The organism is Xenococcus sp. PCC 7305 (assembly GCF_000332055.1).
Classification (GTDB): domain Bacteria; phylum Cyanobacteriota; class Cyanobacteriia; order Cyanobacteriales; family Xenococcaceae; genus Xenococcus.
The window spans coordinates 13,974-37,294 of the sequence record NZ_ALVZ01000194.1; the positions used below are offsets into that span (position 1 = coordinate 13,974).

The 23,321-nt window shown below is 39.2% G+C and carries 22 protein-coding genes; 12 read left to right on the plus strand and 10 right to left on the minus strand.

The genetic code is table 11. The features are described from left to right. Positions 1-56: 56 nt before the first annotated feature. The 4 genes from XEN7305_RS15780 to pilM all read right to left on the minus strand — a co-directional run bounded on the left by XEN7305_RS15780 (position 57) and on the right by pilM (position 5,278). Positions 57-2,540 carry a secretin N-terminal domain-containing protein gene (locus XEN7305_RS15780; RefSeq protein WP_006510461.1) on the minus strand — a complete coding sequence of 828 codons (2,484 nt, stop codon included), beginning with the start codon at positions 2,538-2,540 and terminating at the stop codon, positions 57-59. 88 nt (positions 2,541-2,628) lie between these two features. After that, complete coding sequence (locus XEN7305_RS15785) at positions 2,629-3,399, minus strand: hypothetical protein (protein ID WP_006510462.1); 771 nt, start codon at positions 3,397-3,399, stop codon at positions 2,629-2,631. Beyond that, positions 3,396-4,145, minus strand: a complete 750-nt coding sequence (locus XEN7305_RS15790; RefSeq protein ID WP_006510463.1) for a PilN domain-containing protein — start codon at positions 4,143-4,145, stop codon at positions 3,396-3,398. The genes XEN7305_RS15785 and XEN7305_RS15790 overlap by 4 nt, the downstream gene beginning before the upstream one ends. Positions 4,146-4,171: 26 nt before the next feature. Then, the gene (gene pilM / locus XEN7305_RS15795; RefSeq protein ID WP_006510464.1) at positions 4,172-5,278 is read right to left on the minus strand and encodes a type IV pilus assembly protein PilM; all 1,107 of its coding nucleotides are present in this window, start codon (positions 5,276-5,278) and stop codon (positions 4,172-4,174) included. Between the two features lie 310 nt (positions 5,279-5,588). Between pilM and XEN7305_RS15800 the strand changes: the two genes are divergently transcribed. Next, positions 5,589-6,875: an ABC transporter substrate-binding protein gene (locus XEN7305_RS15800; protein ID WP_006510465.1), complete on the plus strand. Its 1,287-nt coding sequence runs from the start codon at positions 5,589-5,591 to the stop codon at positions 6,873-6,875. A 183-nt stretch (positions 6,876-7,058) separates the two neighbouring features. Here XEN7305_RS15800 and XEN7305_RS15805 read toward each other — a convergent pair whose 3' ends face one another. Continuing rightward, positions 7,059-8,000: a DUF4351 domain-containing protein gene (locus XEN7305_RS15805; RefSeq protein WP_006510466.1), complete on the minus strand. Its 942-nt coding sequence runs from the start codon at positions 7,998-8,000 to the stop codon at positions 7,059-7,061. Positions 8,001-8,456: 456 nt separating this feature from the next. On the opposite strand from XEN7305_RS15805, the gene XEN7305_RS15810 reads away from it, so the two are divergent. The 5 genes from XEN7305_RS15810 to acsF all read left to right on the plus strand — a co-directional run bounded on the left by XEN7305_RS15810 (position 8,457) and on the right by acsF (position 13,220). After that, positions 8,457-9,125, plus strand: a complete 669-nt coding sequence (locus XEN7305_RS15810) for a hypothetical protein (protein WP_040898198.1) — start codon at positions 8,457-8,459, stop codon at positions 9,123-9,125. 99 nt (positions 9,126-9,224) lie between these two features. Further along, positions 9,225-9,347, plus strand: a complete 123-nt coding sequence (locus XEN7305_RS30045) for a hypothetical protein (RefSeq protein WP_006510468.1) — start codon at positions 9,225-9,227, stop codon at positions 9,345-9,347. A 172-nt stretch (positions 9,348-9,519) separates the two neighbouring features. After that, on the plus strand, positions 9,520-9,864 hold the full coding sequence (locus XEN7305_RS15815; protein ID WP_006510469.1) for a hypothetical protein: 345 nt from the start codon (positions 9,520-9,522) through the stop codon (positions 9,862-9,864). Positions 9,865-10,125: 261 nt separating this feature from the next. After that, on the plus strand, positions 10,126-11,859 hold the full coding sequence (locus XEN7305_RS15820) for a zinc dependent phospholipase C family protein (RefSeq protein WP_006510470.1): 1,734 nt from the start codon (positions 10,126-10,128) through the stop codon (positions 11,857-11,859). 284 nt (positions 11,860-12,143) lie between these two features. Then, on the plus strand, positions 12,144-13,220 hold the full coding sequence (gene acsF, locus XEN7305_RS15825) for a magnesium-protoporphyrin IX monomethyl ester (oxidative) cyclase (protein WP_006510471.1): 1,077 nt from the start codon (positions 12,144-12,146) through the stop codon (positions 13,218-13,220). 76 nt (positions 13,221-13,296) lie between these two features. On the opposite strand, the gene XEN7305_RS15830 is transcribed toward acsF, so the two are convergent. From XEN7305_RS15830 to XEN7305_RS27745, 5 genes are all read right to left on the minus strand, one after another. Then, complete coding sequence (locus XEN7305_RS15830) at positions 13,297-13,845, minus strand: pyridoxamine 5'-phosphate oxidase family protein (protein ID WP_006510472.1); 549 nt, start codon at positions 13,843-13,845, stop codon at positions 13,297-13,299. An 18-nt stretch (positions 13,846-13,863) separates the two neighbouring features. After that, the gene (gene holA / locus XEN7305_RS15835) at positions 13,864-14,850 is read right to left on the minus strand and encodes a DNA polymerase III subunit delta (RefSeq protein WP_006510473.1); all 987 of its coding nucleotides are present in this window, start codon (positions 14,848-14,850) and stop codon (positions 13,864-13,866) included. 273 nt (positions 14,851-15,123) lie between these two features. Then, entirely contained in the window at positions 15,124-16,221 is a 1,098-nt protein-coding gene (gene mraY, locus XEN7305_RS15845) for a phospho-N-acetylmuramoyl-pentapeptide-transferase (RefSeq protein ID WP_006510475.1), read from the minus strand. An 81-nt stretch (positions 16,222-16,302) separates the two neighbouring features. After that, positions 16,303-16,527, minus strand: coding sequence for a DUF3134 family protein (locus XEN7305_RS15850; RefSeq protein ID WP_006510476.1), 225 nt, complete (start codon positions 16,525-16,527; stop codon positions 16,303-16,305). 157 nt (positions 16,528-16,684) lie between these two features. Next, on the minus strand, positions 16,685-16,801 hold the full coding sequence (locus tag XEN7305_RS27745; RefSeq protein WP_006510477.1) for a photosystem II reaction center protein I: 117 nt from the start codon (positions 16,799-16,801) through the stop codon (positions 16,685-16,687). A gap of 129 nt (positions 16,802-16,930) precedes the next feature. On the opposite strand from XEN7305_RS27745, the gene XEN7305_RS15855 reads away from it, so the two are divergent. The 6 genes from XEN7305_RS15855 (at position 16,931) to XEN7305_RS15880 (ending at position 23,292) form a co-directional block, all read left to right on the plus strand. Beyond that, the gene (locus tag XEN7305_RS15855) at positions 16,931-17,620 is read left to right on the plus strand and encodes a response regulator transcription factor (RefSeq protein ID WP_006510478.1); all 690 of its coding nucleotides are present in this window, start codon (positions 16,931-16,933) and stop codon (positions 17,618-17,620) included. A gap of 145 nt (positions 17,621-17,765) precedes the next feature. After that, positions 17,766-18,953: a pyridoxal phosphate-dependent aminotransferase gene (locus tag XEN7305_RS15860; protein ID WP_006510479.1), complete on the plus strand. Its 1,188-nt coding sequence runs from the start codon at positions 17,766-17,768 to the stop codon at positions 18,951-18,953. 118 nt (positions 18,954-19,071) lie between these two features. After that, entirely contained in the window at positions 19,072-20,484 is a 1,413-nt protein-coding gene (locus XEN7305_RS15865; protein ID WP_006510480.1) for an aspartate aminotransferase family protein, read from the plus strand. Positions 20,485-20,500: 16 nt separating this feature from the next. Further along, entirely contained in the window at positions 20,501-21,403 is a 903-nt protein-coding gene (locus XEN7305_RS27750) for a hypothetical protein (protein ID WP_006510481.1), read from the plus strand. Positions 21,404-21,408: 5 nt separating this feature from the next. After that, a complete protein-coding gene (locus XEN7305_RS15875) occupies positions 21,409-22,170 on the plus strand; it encodes an HIRAN domain-containing protein (RefSeq protein WP_006510482.1) in 762 nt (253 codons plus the stop codon). A 3-nt stretch (positions 22,171-22,173) separates the two neighbouring features. After that, a complete protein-coding gene (locus XEN7305_RS15880) occupies positions 22,174-23,292 on the plus strand; it encodes a sulfotransferase (RefSeq protein ID WP_006510483.1) in 1,119 nt (372 codons plus the stop codon). Positions 23,293-23,321 lie beyond the last annotated feature (29 nt).

Consider the following 23,321-nt stretch of genomic DNA (forward strand, 5'->3'; position numbering starts at 1 on the left):
CTCTTTAATTAAAAAAGGGGCGAAAAAATACTGATAACTGATCACTGTTAACTGACTTAAGGAAGCTCTAAACCACCTTGACGAAGCATCTCCCGAGCCTCTTTACCAGGAGTATAGTTATAACCAAATCCTGATTGTTCATCGATTACCTGAGGAGTCAGTAAGACAATCACCTCAGCTCTTTCATTATCTTTCGTCGAGCTTCTAAACAAAGAACCGAGAAGAGGTATATCCCCCAGAATAGGAACTTTAGATACTGTGCTACGCTCCTGGTCTTGGATAATACCAGAAAGAATTAAAGTTTGACCATCTCGCAGGCGAATTAACCCAGAGCTCACCTCTCGTTTACTTAAGAGGCTAAGTATATTATTGGCCCCAGCACCACTATCAAACTCTTGAGTGGAACCAATTGAACTGACTGTGGGACTTACCGAAAGACCAATAAAACCATTATCATCAATTCTCTCTACATTAACAGTTAAAACCAGACCTGCTTCCACGATAACTGGGGTAATCGTTCTAGTCCCACTATCACCATCAATTTCAGTTTTGACACTTTCAATGACATTTTGAGCCAATTTCACTGTCGCTTGTTGTCCTTCTTGAACCACCAAAGTTGGATCGGTAAGAATTTTCGCATTACCACTAGTGATCTGAGCTTCTAATTGGGCGAGGAATTGTTTAGGATATTGAAACAGACTTGGTAATCCGAAGGTTGCTGTGCCATCAGTTCCAGCGGTAAAGGTTGAAGTCCCATCATCATTAAATGTAATTGTGCCGTCCTCAGCCAAAGTAAAATCTGTTAGGCCAGTACGAAAGGGATTACTAGAAGCATCAATATTTCGATTAAAAAAGTTTCCTGTCCCTCTAGGAATAAGTACTTGTCCTGTATTGCCATCGATCAAGCCAGGGAGAGTTCCAGGAACTCCAGTAGTGTTATTGAGATCAATAAAAGTATTAGCTCCGGCTAAAGGGTTCACAATTGTTGGAGGATTTGTCACTCTACCTTGAGCAGAATTGATATCAGCGCTCCTAGCCGGAGCAGATTCGCCAAATCTTAAAGTTGCAGCCCCTTGATCTTGGATAAAGAAAGTGTCGTTCACCCCAAAAGAAAAACTGCTGTTGAAAAGATCTTGATTATCTAGATTGACATCAAGAATTTTGACATTTACTGCCACCTGCCGACGACGAGCATCTAATTGAGTAATAAATGCGGTTGCGGTTTCTACCTTACGAGGCTCTCCCACAAGGGTAATTGAATTTAGTCTGTCATCCGTGGCAATTTGTAATCCTCTCAATAACAAAGCACTAGTATTATCTTCTTCATCTTGAGCTGGCCCGCCCAAATCCTCTAAGGATGCAGGCAGCTCTCTTCTTTGAACAACTCTGCCAGTTTCAGGATCGACAGTTTCTTCAACTTCTGTAGTTAGCCTTTGACCTTGTGCCCCTTGACTGGCTAGGAATAAAGCCGCATTTTCCGCTCTGACTTGGTTGAGTCTAAGAGTTCGACTAATAAGATTGCGGGCCTGAGCTGGGAGCTTTGCCCCAATATAGATAATATTTCCCCGACGACTAGCATTTAAGCCCGAAATCAACATGATTGAGTCAAATACTTCCTGCACCGACTGATTTTCTAAATCCAAAGAAATTGTCGGTCCTTCAGGCGAACTCGCCTCTTCAGCCTCCTCATCTTCGGCACTTACTGAAAAAACTACATTCAAGCCGGCTTGTCGAGATAGCAAAGACAAAACCTCTCGCACTGGGGCATCTCGGAGAACTAGTCGAGGAATCATTGCACTAGAACCAAGATCAATCGTATCTGCGAAAGTACTAATATTTGACACTGCAATATCTCCAACAGGAGGAGCAACTGCTCTAGGCAGATATTCTTCCTCAGGATCTTGATCCGTTGATAAGCCATTATCAAAGCCTTCTACACTTTCGCCAATGATAATTTCAGGGTCTGGAACTAAGATATTATTATTGCTATTCGACAATGTTTTCTCAGTATCATCTGATTTTTGATCATCTTTTGTCGCCTGGGAAACGAGAAATGATGGCAGCTTGGACTTAAGACTACTAACATTTGAGAGAAAAGGAATTCGACTGAGCAAAGAATCCGACTGGGGAATCGGATTGAGTCCAAAAATCAAATCGTCTCCTTGGGTCTCAATAGTCGGTTCCAATGACATATTCGGGGTTGAAGTGAAAGTGATCTGAGTGCTGCCCTCCCCAATTTCATTTATACTAATCTGCTCAATTCCTTGAGCTGGCGTTGTTTGTAGAAAATCTTCTTGATGAGAAAGTTGTAATTCTGTGTCGAGAATAGTTGTCTTGACAATATTATCCTCAATGACAGTCATAAATGACGTATCTTCTGTATTTTTATTATTTGTTGTTAATCTTAATTCAACACCCTGCATTTTAGGAGTTAAGACGGCATCTTCAATCTTGTTTGTTGCAGCTAAAGATGATGGATTTGTTAATAAAACTGCCGTAGCTCCTGTTAGCAAACTTAGGGAATACAAATTAATTTTCACTACTCACACCTCAAATTATGACTATTTAATGATTTATACTGAATCTTGTTTGGTTCAAGATTATTATGGTTTTGGATTAGTTACTATTTTATTTTTTCGATTTTTCTTTGGTATTAGCTCGCGATTTTTTTTCTGTTTCTTGAGTTTCTCTTGCTTGTTCCAATTCATTTTGATTCAAGGGTAAAATTGCATCTATTTTTAATTTTGTATTTAAGACTGCTGTGTCTTGAGCTAATATTTGGCCTTGATTCCTGATGAGAATTGCTGTGGGATTTGTTTCAACATCAGATTGATAATTTTTGATAATCAATAAGGGTTCTAGTCTTTCAATATCTTGCAAAATAGCTTGCGTTTGGGAAAAAGTACCCTTAATTTCTAAATCAAGACCTTTTTTCTTCAATTTACCCTGCACTTCTGCTCCTAAGGAATTATCATCAATAGTGGAAATTATGCTGTCGGGAGTATATTTTATTAATTCTCCCTGATTGGCTGAAATAAAACTATTAATATCAATAAGTAATGTTTCAAGATCATTTTGGCTCGTAAACATTGAGATAACTTTAGCTTTCAATGCTTTCTGTTCTGCAATTTGAGCCTTAAGCTTGGTTATTTTTTGCTCATATCCTGGTTGTTGAACTTGATTGAGTTGGGCCTGTTTTTCTTTAAGTTGAGTTTTTAGTGTATTAGAGGCTTTTTGTGCTGGGGCAACCATATTCATATAAATATAACCAGCGCCGACAATTCCCAAAACACTTAATAGAATACAACTTACGACAGGAGAAAAAGTAATCCCAAAAGCCGTAGGATAATCATCGTCTAAACTTTGATCTCCATCGATAAAATCATTAGCAAAAGTCATTTAATAATTACTCCTTTACTTTCAAGAGTTTTCAGCCGAGTTAACAATCCCAGTGAACCCTTACTATTCAGTTCTCTGACTAACTCAGAATTTGGTTTGTTAGCAAGTTGAGCCTCAATGCTATAGTCGACGCCATCGGGAAGAGTTAGGTTAATCTCTTTTGTCAATTCTTCCTCATTACTCAGTTGAACATTCCAACTAGAATTTTTGACGGTGCCTAAAATAATTTTGTCTTCATTGAAAAAAGGTGAGCGTTGCAAAAATAGGACGAAGTCATTAACCTCACTATAGGAACGACCTTTGCCGGTAATTTTTAGCTTAATATTATTTCCAGAACCACTTTGGGTTATGGAGCCGATTTGAATTCCTGGAGGGGTGCGATCGCCGACTTCCCGAATAATTGCTGACCAAGGTCGGATTTTCTCAAAGACTCCAACTAGAGCTTTGGTCTCACTTTCAGATTTTTTGACTTGAGCTGTAATTTCCTCTAGAGTTTTGGATTCTCCTTGGGCTTTGGCTATAGCAGCTTCTAGCTGTTGAATTTCCTGTTGCATTTTGGCTTGATTGCCAGCAAAGGTCTTCGAATAGCTATAGGTCATAAACGGGAGGACTACAGCAATAATAGCTCCAGCGATAATGGGTATTTTATCGGCTATTGACGAAGATGCCTTTTCTATATGTGTTTCTTTGGCGATCGCAGCATCCAAACCACGATCCTTGAGAAAGTCAATGTCTAAACTAAACATACGATTGGTGGTCTCCTAGTATCTTATTAAGCAACTTCTCGAAGTCCTAAACCTAAAGCAATTCCCAAGCCAAAGCGATCGCTTGAAGATAGGTCATTACTAACTTCTAAAGCCAAAGTAGCTACAGGATCGACCTGCATCGCAGGTAAGTTTAGTCTGTGAGCAAAAAAATCATCTATCTGTTCAATTCCAGCCCCCGGGCCCGCTAAGAGTAGTTGGGCAATTTCGAGGTCTTCACTTTGATTGAGATAGAAATTAATCGAACGACCGAGCTCTTCGATTAACTCTCCCATAATTTTTAGAAGAGCCGATATCCCAGGATTCATCTGAGTTGCCCCCGTCTCATCGCCATCGTGAGCACCGGGCATTAATTGAATGTCTTTTAGCAGGTCGAGATCGTCAGACATTGGTAAACCCATACCTTGAGCATAGGCTTGATGCATTTGAGAGGCCCCAAAGGGAACTGTCCGCGAAAACTGAGGAACGCCCTCGACAATGATGGCAATTTCCGTGCTATCAAATTCAATATCGACAAGAACTACTGCTTCTTGAGAGCCAAATTGACGGAGTTGCTCTTTGATCGTCCGAATCAAAGCGAAACTATTAATTTCTAAGACCCGCAATTTCAATTCGGCTTGCTCAAAAATTTCTAAATAGAGATCGGTAACTTCCTGTTTGGTAGCCACCAATAACACATTGACTTTCTCAATCCCATCTTCATCCATGAAATAGCCCAGCTTGACATAGTCAAGATCTACTTCTTCTCTGGGATAGGGTAAATACATCCCCGCCTCATGAACCATCACCATATCCTTGAGCTCTTCTTCATCAAGCTCTGCGGGAACAGGAATCAACCGAATAATGGCTTCTCGCATTGGCACAGCAGTAATAACCTGTGTGGCATTAATCCGATTTTGTTTGAAAGTGTCTTTGATTAACTCCGACAAAGTCAGCGAATCGATAATCTGACCATCTTCGTAAACACCTTCCGGCATTTCGGCTGATACATTAGTCAATAATTTATATTGTTGACCCTGCTTAGCAATCTGAGTAATATTAATCCGTTGTGGATTAATTTCTATCCCCACCACATCAGGTTTTTTTGCGAATAGATTGGTAATTTTTTTGAGCATTGACTAATCCTCGGTTGGTTGTTGCCAAAAATATATTAATGAGAATGGCTATTAATGATGATGGTTTATTTATATAATTTGTCCCTTGTCAAATGTTTTTTTTTAAGTTAAACACTGACTGGGGTTTAAAGGTCTTTATTATGGTTATCTGTCTAGGATATTGTAGCTGCAAAAAATGATTTTCAAGAATAAGTGCTTATACCGAAAAAAGGAAATCTTTTTATTTATTTACTAGTAAAAATTACCTAATTTTTGTTTTATAATCTTGACGAGCTCATTTACCAATCTGTTCAATTCCAGGAAAAATATTGTGAGAAGACTAAAAATTTGTCGTTGGGTATCAGTTAGTTTGCTTATCAGTGGATTAGGTGGCTGTGCCAGTACACAGAATAATAATTCTGAAGAGATTGAGTTTTGGACGATGCAGCTACAACCAAAATTCAATAGCTATTTTGAACAAATAAATAATACTTTTGCCCAAGATAAAGCAATGCCAATTCGCTGGATCGATATTCCTTGGTCAGCCATGGAAAGTAAGATTTTGACAGCAATTTCGGCTAAGACTGCCCCTGATGTGGTGAATCTCAACCCCAATTTTGCTTCTCAATTAGCGTCACGGAATGCTTGGCTAGATTTAGATGAAATAGTGGCTCCTGAAGAGCAAAAAACTTATTTACCGAAGATTTGGCAAGCAAGTAGTATTGAGGTTTGTAAAGATAATAATTGTGAACCTTTTACTTTTGGGCTACCTTGGTATTTGACTACAAGGGTGACTATTTATAATCAAAAAATACTTGCTGATGCCAGCCTTAAACAGCCACCAAAAAATTATCAAGAATTAGCAACCGCAGCTCGACAAATCAAAAATCAAACGGGAAAATATGCTTTTTTCGTGACTTTTGCCCCGGGAGATTCGGGAGAGGTTTTAGAATCAATGGTGCAAATGGGAGTTACCTTAGTTGATGATGAGGGTCAAGCGGCTTTTGATAGTCCTGAGGGTCGAGCGGCTTTTCGTTATTGGGTGGAATTATATCAGGATAAATTATTGCCGCCAGAAGTTCTTACTCAGGGACATCGTTATGCAGTGGAGTTGTATCAAGCAGGGGAAACAGCGTTTTTATCGTCTGGGGCAGAATTTTTAACTGCGATCGCGACTAATGCACCTACTATCGCTGAAGTATCCGCAGCAGCTCCCCAAATTACTGGCAAAACTGGCAAAAAAAATGTTGCTGTGATGAATCTAGCTATTCCTAAAGATACCAATCAACCAGAGAAGGCTTTGGATTACGCTTTGTTTGTGACCAATACAAATAATCAATTAGCTTTTGCGAAAGAAGCTAATGTACTCCCTTCAACTACTGATGCGGTTAATCAATATATTAAGGAATTGGAACAACAAGAAACTATCACCCCAATTGAACAAGCCAGAAAAGTTAGTGCTTTGCAATTAAAGGACGCCGAGGTTTTAATTCCCGCGATGGATAATCTTCAGGTATTGCAAAAAGTGATTTACGAAAATTTACAAGCAGCTATGTTAGGAGAAAAGACAGTAGATCAAGCTGTTCAAGATGCTGCGACAGAATGGGATAATCAGTGATCAGTGAACAGTTATCAGTTATCAGTACCAAAAGTTTTTGGGCATAAGTTAATGAGACAAATTCTATGGTATTTTCTTCTTTTGATTTTTAGGAGAAAGTTTTATGTGTGATCGCATAGCCACTAGCTTTGCCTGATCGCGATCGCCCCTGAATGAGAGCAATTGATTGGGTGGAAAAGAGACTTAGCGAGAAGCTGATAAATTTTCCAACCAAACTGTCAAATCCTCTAATCGTTCAAAATCAAGCAATGCTTCGCCTAAGTTTTCTAGTTCCTCAATTTCTAAACCTTGGACTTGTGCTTCTATTCCTGGTGTTAGTTGACCGATTTTCCGCTTGAGCAGACGAAGGATTAGTTCAGTTTCCCGTTGAAATCCTTCCTGCCTACCTTCAAGTCTTCCTTGTTTGATTCCTGTCCTCATCCAACTGGTAACTATTTCCATAACTTGTGACCTCTCTTCTGATTCAATTGTACTGATTTCGGTTTGAAATACTTGTTCTTCCGATTCATCTAAGTTGAGATAGACATCGATAAATCCTGAAATTAATTGCATTTTAGCTGGGTCTAATTTTAGGGTGACCAATAAGCGCAGACATTCTGCTTTCACTTTAGGGCGATCTTCTGTGTCAATCTGCATTTTTGCCATAAGTGCTGATGCTACAGGATTGCGCTGGTTGAGAAAGTCTCGCCAATTAAGTTTATTTAGTTGCAAGACTCGATAGTTAAATTCAAGTACTTTGAAGTCGGGAAATTCTAGTTGATAGCTATTGGCTGCTGGTTTTTGAGGTTTGTCGTAGGAAAAGACCACTACAGGATAAATGGGTAGGTCGTATTTTTCATAAAGTCGAGCAAAATAGCGAAACATTCTCTTGTTGAAGTTGGCTTGGTTGTAGGATTGGTTTTCAACATGGACTAAGAAATAGGATGAACGATTCTGAAATTGAGCTTTTACCAGTAAATCTGCTTCGTAACGCTCTCCTGCGGTGACATCAGTGAAAACTTCTTTATCCAGGAAAGCGATCGAGTCGGGTTCGAGATAAGTCATCACTTGAGGGAAAAATAACTCGATGAACTCGATGAAAAAGGTGGAGAGCAATTCTTTGAATAGTCTGTCGTGATCAATCATTAACCAGAGCAATTTGTCTTAATTGACAATAAACAAATCTTATCGAATTGTGGCAATAACAAGAGTGAATTAGCAATAACTGAGGTGATTCTCAATAAGAGTTGAGGCTTTAAGGTGCGATCTCCAGAAGCCTTATTCTGCCGTTATTGTAATTGCTTTTAAGCGCAATTATCGGTAATTGAAACTACTTTTATATAATTAAAACCTATAGCTCCTTCAACCTTCGCCGTATTATTAGTCTAACAATTCAAGCTCTTTTTAATATAATCTCAAAAAAAATTATTGTTATTGGTTCTCAGTAATAACTAGTGAGCTGTGATTAGGACTAAGTAAAGTTACAGCTTAATGAATTTAGTAGCTTAATATATTAGATATGATACCTCAGACAAGATTGCATCGTTGGCTCTTTTTGTTTCTATAATTGATGACACGCCCTAACAACTATCAAAAAATATAATGCTCTTTAAAAAAATGAAGTCGCTGTTCACCGTTTTATGTATTGTAGGATTCTTTCTTTTTGTACAACCTTTTTCTAGTCTAGCTTTAGGTAGAGGCCAAGTTGAGATACTTGTTGGGGCTGCTAAAGCATTTGGTATTGTTATGGGTAACAGTAGTTCATCAAATCTTAGCTCGCTGATAGAAAATATTGACTGTACAAAAACACTTTGCTCTGAGAAAAGTCTGTGTGAATTGATAAATTTGGGAAGTTTGGCAAATAACAGTTACTGTCAGAATTATTCCGATTTTCCTATCGACCCTGATGAATATGTTTGGAATAGATATATAGACATTCTCCCTAGGTTTGATTCTTGCAATAAAGCTGATATAGCTAAGAGTCAAGAAATTACAAACAGCTTGATTTTCCCCCCTGCTGGCACTCTGGTAATCGAAGATATAGAAGGCTCTAGATTTCCAGAATTTTCACAATCCACTAAAGAATTAGTTAAACAATGTAGTGAAGAACAAAATAATAGAGATGAATATCTTAGACTTAATAAAGCAGATCTACTAGCAATTATAAAAGGGGAACCTGTAATCAATAATAATAATAACTTGGATAGTAACGACTTACCTTTAAAAAATAATTCTTCACCTGTTCCAACTTTATACTATTTACTAAACTAATTTATTTTATTAAAATAGTTTGCTGAGGTTATTAAAATAGAATAGCGCAGTTCATTATTTTTTAATAAAAGAGACCGAAAAGGTGAAATAATCAAATCAATGAGTATTCAGAAAGATATCTGTCGTACCAGAGCAAAAAATAGAAAGGTTAGAAGATATAGTAAATTTTGGGTCGGTTTGTATGGTGGATTACGGGCTGACACCTTTGAATTATGTCATTAGATAGTAGAGCAATTAATGTACTTAACTTCTAATAAATTGCCTTTTTGTTAACGAGGTCTTTGGAATTAAACTATTATCTAATCTTTTTCTTGATTTCGTTGCTATCGGATCGCCTCATCGTTTGAGCGAAAATAGATTATAATCTATGGAAATTTACTCAAAAAACAAAAAAATGTTTAAAAATCTAAAGACTAAATTAGTATTCGGAATCTTATTAGGAATTAGTTGCTTTTTTGCCTCGACAGGTGTAGCTTTCGCATTCGATGATGTTCATATTTTTCCAAGAAGAGTTCAGCCAATACAAAACGGAGATGTATTGTACTATACAGACGCAAAAAATTGCCATGCTGCTAACAGTTATTTTTTACTTAAAGCCAATCATAGAAACAAAGAAGAGATATATGCACTAATTTTACACGCAATATCAATAGATAACAAAGTTCATTTTAGAGTAACTTGCGATGAGCCCACTGACTATAAAACAATAGAGTATGTTTACGTAGATTATCGTGAGTAGATATATTTCTCAAAATGGCAAATGTCTTCCTTATATATCTCCGCTTTTTCGGGCAAGAATGTTTAAGTTAAAACCAATGATGTCTTGCCAATATAATTGGTAAGGTACTATTTTTGCTCTTTTACTTATGGCTCATAAAACGTAACATCAAGTTTAAAGTAACCGTAGTAGCACAAAAGTAAACTAATCTTTAGTAAGCTTTTTGTCGTTTCTTATAAAAAGTAGGAAAAAGCTAAACAGATTCATTAACTATAAATGTTTATGACAAAGATAAGTATATATGCATTTTTTAAAAAGACTTTGTACAAAGCAAGTATATTTTTATTGGCCTTTTTATTAATTTTTTCCGAATTTCTAGTCAAATCACCTCCTGCTTTTGCTTGGATACCTAAAACTCATGTCTACTTAGCTGAACAAGCTAGAGATGATGCGATTGATGATGGAAAAGTAACTATAAACAAAATTAATAGTAGAGGTGAAATAATTAGCAAAGTCGGAGACTATAATGTCGATTCTAGTATTCTTCAAGCTCTACGTTCCAACCCTGAACAATATCGTGCGGGTGTCATAGGACCTGATGCCTACCCAGACCTCTTGACTGGTCAACAAACTATTCATTCTGATAATACCAAGACTGGTGGTACCAATTCAAACCAGTGGTTGGATTACTTATGGCGTAAGTCTGACGAATCTCCATACAAAACATTGCCTGTTAAGGCTTTTGTTATAGGTTATTTGACGCATGCAGCAGGTGATATATATGGTCATACATTTGTCAATTACTTTACTGGCGGTAAATTTGAGTTGGGTGAAAATGCACTTAAGCATATTGTGCTGGAAAGATATGTTGGCAAACGCACACCAAAGTTGTCTTCTTATGACATTAGCATAGACGGAGTCCGAGAGTTTCTTTACCGCGAAATGGTAGATGCTAGACCAGGAGAAGAACTTTATGAGTTATTAAAGGGAGGTGGTAGCGAATATTCAGTGCCACGAATCTTCTCCAAGCTACGTGCAGAGTTACAGAGAGACATAGATGACTATGACAACACGATTAACAAATACAATCGTCGTATTGATGAAAAGAAAAGGGCAGCAAGAGATTGCGACCCCCTTGATTTTGGATGTAGTGCTGTAGCACTACGCTCACAGGCGGCTGCAATTGAGGTAGAAAAACAAGGATTTATTGTTGCTCAAGGTTGGAAAAGAGCTTATAAAGTTGAGTGGCGCAAAGACATTGAACGTGGTCTTCGAGAGTGGCCCGTATTTAGCCACGATCTTGCTAAAGCGACCTTTAATCCTGAAGGAATTGATTTTGATAGAGTTAAGGAACTAAGCGGAGACTATGTAGAAAATCATTTAATCTTAATGGCAGGAGCACCAGACTTGAGTATCGACTTTCTTTCTGTAATCAAGGATGTTCTATCCCCTATCCCGTTTATTGAGCAACAAATTGAGCGCATAGAACGTGACTTATTAAACTATCTACTGAAACAAGGTACAGGATATACGCTGGAAGAAATTGAGAAATATTTGAAAAATCCAGAGCGTTACTTTGACGAAGTTATGGGTCGAGGTCAGGGTACAAAAACCAGCTTAGAGTCTTTTAACCGCGATACTTTAAATATTACTGATAAGGGTTTTGACGATAATTTTAGGGGGTCTGGTGCTCCAGAATTCTTTAACTATGAAAGATTTGCAGCAGCATACAATACTGTAGTAGTTAGTAAGTTATTATTGCTACCTACTAATGAAATTAATAGATTGCTTCGAGATTTGGATGATAACAACACCCTAACTGGACCTAATATAATGTTGGGGTTTGTTAAAACGCTAGATGGTAGTAATGAACAGCAGAAAATGCTCTTGGCTCAACAGTGTGAGACTTATAGACAATTGTTTGTAAAACAAGCTGGAGAAGATTTTTGCCTAGAATCAATAGCAACGCCAAATAACTCTACTTTTATTCCAATTCTTGGGTATCTATTACAGTAGTAAAGGTCTGTCAAAGCGTTACAGTAGCTTAATATGCTGACTTGCTTCCATCGATAGTTTCAATGCATTTTGAAGTGTTGAATTACCGACTCCAGCAATTATCGGCAATTGAATCAACTACCTATTCTTAGATTCATGGAATCGAGAATAGCATTGTTTCCGTATTAACATTCGTTAACGGGTGATCATAAAATGCCTGAAATATTGCAGAATGTAAATCTAGCAGCATAAACCTCTTGCTAGCTATATAGTCAAAAGCAATAATAGCTAAACATTTAAAGATAATGGTAGATAGTCTTAAAAAACCTAAAGTTGAGGAAATTCGCTCAGGAGCTAAAGTTCCTGCAAAGGAAACTATTCTCACCCCTCGATTCTATACTACAGACTTTGAGGAGATGGCTAATATGGACATCTCCCTTAACGAAGAAGAATTACAAGCAATCTTAGAAGAATTCCGCGTTGATTATAACCGCCATCATTTTGTCAGGGATGAACAGTTTAATCAAAGTTGGGAAAATATCGACGGCGAAACTCGTCAAGTATTTATTGAGTTTCTAGAGCGCTCCTGCACCGCAGAATTCTCTGGTTTTCTACTCTACAAAGAATTGGGCAGACGTTTAAAAGGAAAAAACCCTGTCCTCGCAGAAATTTTCAATTTGATGTCGCGGGATGAGGCACGTCATGCAGGCTTCCTCAATAAAGCATTATCCGACTTTGATCTTTCTTTGGATCTAGGTTTTCTTACCAAGAGTCGTAAATATACCTTCTTTAAACCCAAATTTATTTTCTACGCAACCTATTTATCTGAGAAGATTGGGTATTGGCGCTACATAACTATCTATCGTCATCTGGAGAAAAATCCTAACGATATGATTTATCCGATCTTCAACTTCTTTGAGAATTGGTGCCAAGATGAAAATCGTCATGGTGATTTCTTTGATGCCATCATGAAAGCCCAACCTCAAACCCTTAACGATTGGAAGGCTAGATTATGGTGTCGCTTCTTCTTGCTTTCTGTATTTGCGACCATGTATCTCAATGATGTCCAGCGCTCTAGTTTCTACGCTGCTATTGGTTTGGATGCTCGCGAATATGACAAGCTAGTGATTGAGAAAACTAATGACACAGCAGGTAGAGTTTTCCCCATTGTGCTTGATGTGGAAAATCCTGAATTTTACGATCGCCTAGAAACTTGTGTGACTAACAACGATCGCCTGAGAGAAATTGCCGGCTCCAATGGACTTGCTCCGGTTAAATTCTTACAGAAGTTACCCTACTATGTTTCCAATGGGGTACAACTAATCAAAATGTATTTAATGAAGCCAATTCGTGTTGATCAATTGGAAGGAACTGTTCGTTAAACGAAGGCAGAAGGCAGAGGGCAGAAGGCAGAAGGCAGAAGGCGGCTCTCTGCCCCTCAGGCATTATTTAGAATACTTACTTGCTACTATGCAACTTAATTGGTAAGCCGTCGATACTTTCGAGGTTATTTTGTTTTTGGTATTCCTGAATTCCCCTTTCCCCTTTGTTTTTTGCCCAGGTGATTAAAGTTTGTCTTTCTTCTTGAAAATCATAAATCGGGACGCCAAATCCGCAAGAAGTTTGAGCTGATTCGAGATTTAATAAAATTATTTGCCTGGCACCAGGAAAGTTAGTAAACAGAGGGCGCAGTGTAGCGGCGCGATCGCTTTTAAAGTCGATTACTATACCTTGACCATATAAACGAAGAATCAATGGCTTCTGGGTAAAGCTACAGAACATAATTGTGATCCTGCCATTTTCCTGAAGATGGGCTGCTGTTTCGTTGCCACTTCCTGTCAGGTCTAAATAGGCAACAGTTTTATTGTCAATATAGCGAAAAGTATCAATCCCCTTGGGGGACAGATTAATTCTGCCTTGGCTCGGTGCTGTGGCAGTGAAAAACATTTTTTGTTGAGCAATAAAATCTCGTAACTCTGTTGTTAGTTCTGAATAAAATTGAGCCATGATAACGGTTATTTGATTCTAAAATAAACTACACAATTCAACAGTTTTGATTTGGAGAATTTCCTTGGCGATCGCGCCTCTTTTTAGGCCATATTCTAAGGAGAGCAGTATGGGGAGACTAGCTAATAATTGATCGGCAGAAACTGATTGGATTTCTTGATAGATATATTTTAGTCGATTGGGATTGCCAATCTCTGCCATATTAGCGATAGTTTTGAGTTCTCGTTCCCCTGATTCCCACATCGCTTTGAGGATTGCCCAAGTGCGAAACTGTCTGACCAAGGTTGCCACAATTCTTAAGGGTGGTTCATTGCGATTGATTAAGTCGTTAACCAGTGACAAAGCCTTTGCTGTTTCGCGATCGCGGATCGCTGCGGCTAACTGTAAACTGTTTTGCGTATTGCAAATAACTAAAGCCGACACGGCATCAACATCAATTACTTTATTGGTTGTTGATTGCTCTTGATAAAAAAGACTTAATTTTTCTAATTCGTTACACAACTGACGAGTATTATTGCCCACAGACTTAGCCAGTAAATCGATCGCACCGGAAGTCAGTTTTACCTGCATTTGGAAGGCGGTTTGGCGGACATTTCTTTTAATTGCCTCAGTATTCCAATAGGGAATAAAACTAAATTCTTTTACCTGGGCATATTTTTCCAGGAGTTTACTGGATTTTAAACGGCGATCAGGTTTTTTACTAGTAGTTAATAGCAAATGGGAAGTCTCAGGAATTACCGGCAAAGTTCGCTGCAATTCTGCCAATAAATCCGCACTGCATTGTTGGGAAATTGTGGTGTTTTCTAACCAAACAAGACGCCCGCCCATGCCAAAAGGAGGAGTCATTACTTCGTTTAAGCCGTCAATAATTTTTTCGGAATTGTCACCTGGGTAGCGATGATAATTAAAATCAATCCAGTTAGGATCTAAAATTTGGTTGCGGAGTTCTTTGACAGATTTCGCGATCGCAAATTCATCTTCGCCCCAATAGAAATAAATAGGCATGATTTTTTGAAGGCAGAGGGCAGAGGGCAGAGGGCAGAGGGTAGGGAGATTATTTTGAAAGTTTGTTAATAGCTGAGACTAAATTTATCTGGAACGTTGAACAACTACCAAGAAAATCAAATTTTTCCAATTCACTTGTCAACACTTTGTCGGGGGTCTGGGGAGGACAGCGTCCCCAGTGGGGGGTCTGGGGGGCTAGTCCCCCAGTAGCATTTACGGATTTGATTGATATTTTGGAGACAACAATATTCATTTTGCGTAAGTCCTAAATGTTTAACGCCAAAAGTAAGCTAGAACCACTAACAAAATATTAGCAACATAAAAGCTGCCCACAACTTGCGTTTCGCTCCAACCACTCAACTCGAAATGATGATGAATTGGGGCCATTTTCAAAAGACGTTTTCCCTTGCCCTCAGCATCTTTAGTCGCTTTGTAATAGAGAACTTGCGCAATTACCGAAATCGATTCGAGAAAGAAAATACCACTGACCACAAACAAAGCCCAAAGATTGCCACTAAGTAACCCCACAGCGGCCAGAGAGCCTCCAAGAGCCAAAGAGCCAGTGTCTCCCATAAAAACCTGAGCTCGATTGTGATTATGACGCAAAAAGCCTATACAAGCACCACTCATGCAAACACAGAAAAGCATTAGGTCAGGATGGGATGGAGCAACAATGATTCCTAAACCAAAAAACGCGATCGCGCTGGTGCCTGCGGCTAAACCATCCACTCCATCGGTTAAATTAGTAGCATTGCTTTCGGCCGCCAAGACAAATCCTGTCAAGGGAAAAAATAATAATCCCAGTTTGAGAACTAAACCTCCAGGAAGTTCTACATCGGCGATCGCAGGAAACTTTTGCCACCAGAGCCAAACACAGAACAAAAGCGCGATCGCAATTTGGAGAGTCAGCTTCATTTTCGGGGAAATACCCTTATTCGATTTGCGCCGCAAAACTTGCCAATCATCAAACCAACCGATAAAACCATAACCGAGAGTAACCAAAGAAACTGCGATCGCATCCAAGGTAAAATTAGTCCAAAAAACTGCGATGATCACCGCTACAGGAATAAAGAAAATTCCTCCCATAGTGGGAGTTCCGGCTTTTTTGAGATGAGTTTGGGGCCCGTCTTCTTGAATGATCTGCCCAGTTTTAAGTTGGCGCAGTAAAGGCACCACCCAATAACCCAAGATGCCACTAGTCAGAGCACAAATCAGGAAAGGAAAAGTAATAAATTCCGCTAAACTTGCCCTCCCTTCGTTGAGCCAATCAAAAAAAATCGCCCATACCCCAAGGGTACAAGCTAGTAAAACCAAAAGATTAGCCCCAGAAAGATCGAGGGGCTTTACAGGAGAGATCGATTTAATGTCCACAATGATTGTTTAGTTAGAGAGATCGCCATCAAACAGATATAACTTATCGTTCTTACTTCAAATCGTCTATCCCATGGCAAATTAATCTTCGTCCAAATCTGTATCATAATCATCATTATCGAGCAACTCCTCGACATCATCTTGAGAGCTAGTAAGTTTTTTAACTTCGGGCTCACGTTCTCTGGGAATTAGTCGGTTATTGGACTCTAGCCAATCTAATAAAGAGGCTTGTTGCTTGAGGGGAATGACAATTGCTGGTTCGAAACGGGCTTCTTGAGACAGGGCTGGGTTTTTAAATTCTTCCATAATTAATAGTATCTTAGCTTAACCAATAGATTAGGAGCGGCTCTCCAGCTTACATTATCGCTTGAGCAACCATCAATTAACAATATTAAAGAAGGGGCGGAATACGCCCCGTAAAATTATGGTTTTGTACCTTTTATTAATTTCTTGTATTTTTATCTTATTCGCCGTCTGAACCACCAGGGTTACGAGAGGGATCGCTAGAAAGAAATCCGAATATGAATAAACCAATAAAGAAAAATACTGTGATATAAACAACTATTTTGAGAGTGAGCATTTTTATTCTCCTATAAACCTGCAATAAATCTTACCAAAGAATAAGTTGCTAAAGTTTACCAATAATTGATTATTGTTGATGTAAATTAAAAAAATGTATTAAACCAATCACTCAAATTCCCGAAAAACCATGAAAATTCTTGTAGTTGAAGACGATGAAAGGATTAGTGACGCTGTAGTTGAATATCTTGGAGAACTTCATTATGCAGTTGAAGCAGTCTATGATGGGCAATCTGCCTGGGATTTGTTGGAGGCATTTACCTACGATTTAATTTTGCTTGATGTAATGCTCCCGATCATGGATGGAGTTACTCTGTGCAGGAAACTACGTGCCAAAGGATTTGAGATTCCCATTTTGATGTTGACAGCTAGAGATACTATTGGCGATAAAGTAGACGGTTTAGATGCTGGAGCAGATGATTATCTAGTTAAACCTTTTGAGTTACCCGAATTATCCGCCAGAATTCGCGCTTTACTGCGCAGAGGAGCGGCCACCGCGCCCCCGATCCTCAGTTGGGGAGATTTGAGCCTCAATCCCAGTAGCTGTGAAGTATATTATGGCGAGCAGTTACTTCCCCTTAGTCCCAAAGAATATAAGCTGCTAGAATTTTTCCTGCGTAATGGGAGAAGAGTGTTTAGTCGCGCTCAGATTTTGGAGCATCTTTGGGCTTTTGAACAATTACCAGAAGAAGCTACTGTAAAAGCTCATATTCGTGGCCTAAGACAAAAATTGGAAGCCTCTGGCGCCCCCAGTGACATCATTGAAACTGTTTATGGTTTGGGTTATCGACTCAAAGAAGAACCAGCCAATATAGCCTAGTAAGCATATATAGCCCTTCTTTAGTTAGTTAAGATGCATAAGACTCGGCTTTAGGGAACAGGGAACAGGGAACAGGGAACAGGGAACAGGGAACAGGGAACAGGTTGTACCTTAATTAATTTGAGAAACGCTATAAAATGGAGCAGTGGGATTGTCTCAGGAAAAACTAAAATTTAATTCTCGTATGGCAGCGGTGCAATCACCGTTAATTCCCGTAGTTGGAGAACTAATTCGACGCAACCCAGGAACCATTTCCCTCGGACAAGGAGTTGTTTCCTATGCTCCTCCCCCAGAGGCGATCGCATCTATTACAGAATTTTTAGCAGCGACCGCTAATCACAAATATCAGGCAGTAGAAGGAATTCCCCCTTTAATCAATGCGATCGCAAAGAAACTAGAAGCCGAAAACAAAATTGCCATCAACCAAGATAATGCGATCGTAGTGACAGCCGGCAGTAACATGGCCTTTCTGACCACTATATTTGCCATTACGTCCCCAGGAGAGGAAATTATCCTCAATACTCCCTATTATTTCAATCATGAAATGGCAATTACCATGGCAAGCTGCCAGCCCGTACTAGTTCCCACCGACGCCAATTATCAACTGCAACCAAATAAGATCAAGCAGGCAATTACCAGCAAAACCAAAGCCGTAGTAACTATTTCGCCTAATAACCCTACGGGAGTGGTTTACGATCCCCCAGCCTTAAAAGAAGTCAATCAAATTTGTCATGAGCAGGGTATTTATCATATTAGCGATGAGACCTATGAATATTTTACTTATGACGGCATCAAACATATTTCTCCCGCTTCATTTCCTGATAGTCAAGATCATACGATTTCCCTTTTTAGTCTGTCGAAAGCTTATGGCTTTGCTAGCTGGCGTATTGGTTATATGGTAATTCCCCAGCATCTGTTGATGGCCGTGAAAAAAGCCCAGGATACGAATCTGATTTGTCCTCCTGTAGTCTCACAATATGCCGCTTTAGGAGCAATCAAAACTGGCATTGCTTACTGTCAAAAACACCTGCCAAGTATAATTTCGGTTCGAGAAAAATTGCTGCAAGAACTGAGCACGATAAAAGACATTTGCACAGTAGCTCCAACCGCAGGGGCCTTTTATTTATTTCTCAAAATTAAGACAGAAATTTCTGATTTTGAGTTAGTCAAGAAATTAATTGAAGAATATAAAGTAGCTGTGCTACCAGGAAGCACTTTTGGTATGGATAGTGGCTGTTATATCCGATTGGCCTATGGTGCTTTAGAACCGGAAACGGCGATCGAAGCGATCCAACGACTGGTTAGAGGATTACAAGAGATTACCAAGACGTAACTTTGTGCCTTAAAAATATGCCCCATGGGTTTGAGAACTGCCATTAACAACTAGGTTAGTATTATTAATGGCTATGTTTAGGTAGCTTTTAATTAAAAGCTTTGACGATAATTAATTTATGAAAATCAGCGAACTAATCAAACAGCGCAGTCTAGAGAATTTCACCCTACATGAAGAGCATCTGAACAACCAGATGGTCAATGTCTTGAAAACCATTGGTTTTAATCGCAACTATGTCAAAGCTGAAGGCCCTTATTTGTTCGATGACCAAGATAACCGCTACCTAGATTTGCTCAGTGGTTTCGGGGTGTTTGCTCTAGGTCGTAACCATCCTCAAGTTGTGCAAACACTTCAAGATGTCCTGAGTGCCAATTTACCAAATCTTGTTCAGTTAGATGTTTCTTTGCTTTCTGGTTTATTGGCCGAAAAATTAGTTGAGATTGTGCCCGATGGCCTAGAGAGAATTTTCTTTGCCAATTCGGGAACCGAAACTGTGGAAGCTGCTATTAAATTTAGCCGTTATGCTACTGGTCGTTCCAAGATTATCTACTGCCAAGGTGGTTATCACGGACTGAGCTTGGGTTCTCTCTCCGCCACAGGCGATCCTTATTTTCGAGAAGGATTTGGCCCTTTATTACCAGATTTTATTGAAGTTCCTTTCGGAGATTTGGCGGCTCTGGAAAAGGCTCTGGCGGGCAAAGATGTCGCGGCATTTATCACCGAACCAATCCAAGGTCATGGTGTCTGGATTCCTGAAGCAAGTTATCTACCTGGAGCAGCGGAACTTTGTCGTAAATATGGCGCGCTTTTAATTGCTGATGAAGTGCAAACTGGTTTGGGTCGTACAGGAAAATGGTGGGCTGTCGAACATTGGGGTGTTGAGCCAGATATTCTCTGCATGGCCAAAGCACTTTCGGGGGGATTTGTTCCTGTGGGTGCAGTTGCTTGCCGACAATGGATTTTTGACAAGGTATTCAATCGACTAGATCGAGCGGTTGTGCATGGAAGTACTTTTAGTAAAAATAATTTGGCAATGGCTGCTGGGCTCGCTACGTTGGAAGTTCTGGAAGAGGAAAAACTCATTGCCAAATCTGCTCGGATGGGGGCAAGCATTATTGCTGAATTGCAACCATTAACTAAAGAATATGAATGCCTCAAAGAAGTGCGGGGCTTGGGCATGATGATGGCATTGGAATTTTCGGAACCTCGTAGTTGGTCGTTAAAAATGTCTTGGAAAATGCTGGAGGCGGCAAATAAAGGTTTGTTCTCGCAAATGATTACTGTTCCCCTGTTTGCTCGTCATCGTATTCTGTCTCAAGTTGCGGGACATGGCATGAACATTGTTAAATTTATGCCAACACTTACTTTAGGGGATGATGACCGTCGCTGGATGATTGAAGGGGTTAAGGATGTGGTTGCTGATGCCCATCGGGTTCCTGGGGCAGCTTGGGATTTTGGGAAAACCTTGGCAACTCAAGCAATTAAGATGAAAACGAAGGCAGAGGGGAAAAAGCAGAGCTTACAGAGGTAATATTAAAGTCTTAATTATGATAGAAAAATTCTCTGTAGTTTTTGTCGGACAAGAGGACTATCAACTGTCTCAAGATGAAACAATGGGGACTAAATCTAAATTTTGGTTTAAGCATCAAGAATTAGGTCGCTGTCTCTATAAGTATATTAGACCCAATACAGGAGAGGATTGGGCAGAGAAAGTAGCCGAACAAATATGCGAACTTTTAGGACTTCCCCATGCCAACTATAAGCTAGCTGAAACTTGGGATAAAAATTATGGGACTGTGTCGCCAAACTTTCTTCCTCAAGGTGGTGCCTTGATTCACGGCAATGAAATCTTAACTCCTCTAATTCCCAATTATCCCACTTATGAAACCTATAATGCTTCACAACACACAATTGATGTGGTTATTAATGCTATTGAATCGAGTGACGTGCGGTTGCCTCCAGATTGGAATGCTTTAGAAGGAATTGAAACAGCTAGAGATTTATTTATTGGATATATTTTATTAGATGCTTTGATTGGCAATGGCGATCGCCATCATGAAAACTGGGGTTTTGTCAGGATTATATCGACTCATTCACCCGATATACTTTATCTATCTCCAACCTATGACCATGCTTCTTGTCTGGGGAGAGAATTGTTAGACTCCAAACGCCAGACACGTTCTATAACATCCTATGCCAAAAAATGTGTTTCGGCATTCTATCGAGATGTGAATGATAAAAAGCCATTGGGGACATTTGAATTATTTAAGGAATTAGCCAGTCGATATCCTAAAACTTCCGAAGTCTGGTTAAATCGTCTTACGAGTATCTCAAAGGAAAATATAAACTTAATCTTACAAGCTATTCCCTCAGAACGTATTTCTCCCACAGCAGCAAAATTTGCGCAAGACATTCTGATATTTAATCAAAATCGGCTTTTATCCTTGTGAAAACCATGAAACCTCACAAAACTCAAACATTATTCTTAGCTTGGCAAGATTACAAAAGTCGGTTGTGGTTCCCCATAGGTCGATTGACTTTTGACGGCAAAAGATATCAGTTTGTTTATCTCAAAGGAGGAAAAGATGCCGAACGAAAATCTGGCTTTAAGCCTTTAGTTTGCTTTCCTCAATGGGATGAAGTCTATTATTCAAATCATTTATTTCCTGTCTTTGCTAATCGCTTAATGTCTCGTTCTCGTCCTGAATACAAAAACTTTGTCAAGCGGTTAAATATTCCCTTCGATAAAGAAGATCCAATGGTGTTATTAGCTCGGAGTGAAGGCAAAAGAGAAACAGATGCTTTGACTGTGTTTCCATTTCCTGAAGTAAATGAAGAAGGCAAGTACGAACTATGTTTCTTTGCCCATGGACTGCCTTATTTACCTAAAGGGGCAATCTCAAGAATTGAAAAATTCCAAGTAGGAGACAAATTATGGTTGGCTCATGAGTTCCAGAATGAATACGATCCAAAAGCTTTAGCTTTCACCACCCAGGAGCATTATATTGTGGGTTATTGTCCCCGCTACTTGTTGAGTAATGTTTTTGATATTTTGATGCAAAGTCCAGAGTTAGTGGATGTGCGAGTTGAGCATATTAATCATTCTTCTATTCCCTTGAGATTTAGATTGTTATGTAAAATGACTTATTCTACTTTGGACGGATTACAGCCTTTTTCTCAAACAGAATATCAACCAATTGTTACAAATAAAAATTAATCTATGGCAAGTTTATTTCATCCTCTTTGTGGAAGCAGTCCTAGTAACTTATTAAAGCTAATAGCCAACAATGGTGCACCTTCTCTCCAGCGACTTCCTCAAGTGGGATTTGCCCTAACTATTTCTCTGGCGCTTTGGCCGTTTTCGACAATGGAGCGAGCCTTGACAGCATTAACACCGCGACAGATTGATTCAATTAAAAATCCTGTTTTTATTGTCGGGTACTGGCGTTCGGGAACAACTCATTTGCATAATGTATTAAGTAAAGCTCCAGAGTTTAGCTACATATCACCACTAGCTTCGGGACTGCCTTGGAATGTTTTGGGTATTGTGAGGCTGTTTCGACCTTTACTAGAAAAAGCACTGCCTGAAGATCGTCATGTTGACCAAGTAGCAGTTAATCCTGATTCACCTCAAGAGGACTCAATTCCCCTAGCTAGCATGGGGGCAGCATCCTATTATCACGGTCTTTATTTTCCTAAGCATTTTCAAAAGCATTTTCAGCGCGGAGTGTTTTTTGATGGGGATGATCCTCAACTGATAAAACAATGGCAACACTATCATGTCTATCTATTAGACAAAGTATCTCGTGAGCAACCAGGCAAACAACTACTAATAAAAAATCCTGTTTATACAGGACAGATCCAAAAATTACGCCAAATTTGGCCTCAGGCAAAGTTTATTCATATCTATCGCAATCCCTATGTGGTTTTTCGCTCAACTAATCATTTTTTCTCCCAAATCTTGCCAGAATTAGCCTTACAAAACTATGAAGATTTGCCGATTAATGATTTGATCTTGGAGAGTTATCCTCCCATGATGCAGGCGTTACAACGGGATAGTGCTGATTTGCCCAATGATAGTTTTGTGGAAATTCGCTTTGAAGATTTTTTGAGTAATCCGCTTCAGGAGTTGGAGAAAATCTATTCTCAGTTGGAATTATCTGGATTTGCCGAAAATCGCGATCGCTTTGAAAAATATTTATCAAGTATTCAAGGCTATCAGAAGAATAGTTATTCTTTCCAACCCGAGATGCTTAAATTAATTGAATCTCATTGGCAACCGTTTATTGAGCAATGGAATTATGAGGTGCCATCTAATACTTCTCGTTTAAAGTATTGAATTTAAAAACTGAACAAGTTGGGACTTGG

Excerpts from the sequence above, each read along its gene's own strand:
- XEN7305_RS27750 (WP_006510481.1), top strand. The coding sequence starts at position 20,501 with ATGATAGAAAAATTCTCTGTAGTTTTTGTCGGACAAGAGGACTATCAA.
- XEN7305_RS15790 (WP_006510463.1), bottom strand. The coding sequence starts at position 4,145 with ATGTTTAGTTTAGACATTGACTTTCTCAAGGATCGTGGTTTGGATGCT.
- XEN7305_RS15875 (WP_006510482.1), top strand. The coding sequence starts at position 21,409 with ATGAAACCTCACAAAACTCAAACATTATTCTTAGCTTGGCAAGATTAC.
- XEN7305_RS15880 (WP_006510483.1), top strand. The coding sequence starts at position 22,174 with ATGGCAAGTTTATTTCATCCTCTTTGTGGAAGCAGTCCTAGTAACTTA.
- XEN7305_RS15830 (WP_006510472.1), bottom strand. The coding sequence starts at position 13,845 with ATGGCTCAATTTTATTCAGAACTAACAACAGAGTTACGAGATTTTATT.
- XEN7305_RS15815 (WP_006510469.1), top strand. The coding sequence starts at position 9,520 with ATGTTTAAAAATCTAAAGACTAAATTAGTATTCGGAATCTTATTAGGA.
- XEN7305_RS15810 (WP_040898198.1), top strand. The coding sequence starts at position 8,457 with ATGCTCTTTAAAAAAATGAAGTCGCTGTTCACCGTTTTATGTATTGTA.
- pilM (WP_006510464.1), bottom strand. The coding sequence starts at position 5,278 with ATGCTCAAAAAAATTACCAATCTATTCGCAAAAAAACCTGATGTGGTG.
- XEN7305_RS15785 (WP_006510462.1), bottom strand. The coding sequence starts at position 3,399 with ATGACTTTTGCTAATGATTTTATCGATGGAGATCAAAGTTTAGACGAT.
- XEN7305_RS15820 (WP_006510470.1), top strand. The coding sequence starts at position 10,126 with ATGACAAAGATAAGTATATATGCATTTTTTAAAAAGACTTTGTACAAA.
- holA (WP_006510473.1), bottom strand. The coding sequence starts at position 14,850 with ATGCCTATTTATTTCTATTGGGGCGAAGATGAATTTGCGATCGCGAAA.
- XEN7305_RS27745 (WP_006510477.1), bottom strand. The coding sequence starts at position 16,801 with ATGCTCACTCTCAAAATAGTTGTTTATATCACAGTATTTTTCTTTATT.
- XEN7305_RS15865 (WP_006510480.1), top strand. The coding sequence starts at position 19,072 with ATGAAAATCAGCGAACTAATCAAACAGCGCAGTCTAGAGAATTTCACC.
- XEN7305_RS30045 (WP_006510468.1), top strand. The coding sequence starts at position 9,225 with ATGAGTATTCAGAAAGATATCTGTCGTACCAGAGCAAAAAATAGAAAG.
- XEN7305_RS15850 (WP_006510476.1), bottom strand. The coding sequence starts at position 16,527 with ATGGAAGAATTTAAAAACCCAGCCCTGTCTCAAGAAGCCCGTTTCGAA.
- acsF (WP_006510471.1), top strand. The coding sequence starts at position 12,144 with ATGGTAGATAGTCTTAAAAAACCTAAAGTTGAGGAAATTCGCTCAGGA.
- XEN7305_RS15855 (WP_006510478.1), top strand. The coding sequence starts at position 16,931 with ATGAAAATTCTTGTAGTTGAAGACGATGAAAGGATTAGTGACGCTGTA.
- XEN7305_RS15805 (WP_006510466.1), bottom strand. The coding sequence starts at position 8,000 with ATGATTGATCACGACAGACTATTCAAAGAATTGCTCTCCACCTTTTTC.